The following is a 503-nucleotide window of genomic DNA, read 5'->3' on the forward strand; positions in this document are numbered from 1 at the left end:
TTGAGCTTGTCCGCGAGCGGCTCCAGCGTCTTCGTGTAGTTCTCGCCGCTGCCCAGACCGCGACCACCCGACACGATGATGTGCGCGCTCGTCAGTTCCGGGCGATCGAGCTTCGTCACTTCGCGGCTCACGAACTGCGAGAGGCCCGCATCGGCGGCGGCTTCGATCTTTTCGACTTGCGCGCTGCCGCCTTCCGCCGCGACCGGATCGAAACCTGTCGAACGAACGGTGATCACCTTGATCGGATCGCTCGATTGAACCGTCGCGATCGCGTTGCCTGCGTAGATCGGGCGCTCGAAGGTGTCGGCGCTATCGACGGCGGTGATGTCGCTGATTTGCGCGACATCGAGATGCGCCGCGATACGCGGCGCGATGTTCTTACCGTAAGCCGTCGCGGGCGCGAGGATATGCGAATAGTCCTTCGCGATGTTCAGCACCGTCGCATCGATGTTTTCCGCGAGGCCTTCGGCGAGTTGGGGCGCATCGGCGAGCAGCACTTTGCT

General features: G+C 63.2%; 1 protein-coding gene. It reads right to left on the reverse strand.

Annotated features, from left to right (window positions below; all coding sequences use genetic code 11):
- A partial coding sequence (locus AWB80_RS42905; RefSeq protein WP_143328311.1) for an electron transfer flavoprotein subunit alpha/FixB family protein occupies positions 1 to 503 on the reverse strand: 503 nt, incomplete at both ends.

The sequence above is a fragment of the Caballeronia pedi genome (assembly GCF_001544915.2).
GTDB classification, from domain to species: Bacteria; Pseudomonadota; Gammaproteobacteria; order Burkholderiales; family Burkholderiaceae; genus Caballeronia; species Caballeronia pedi.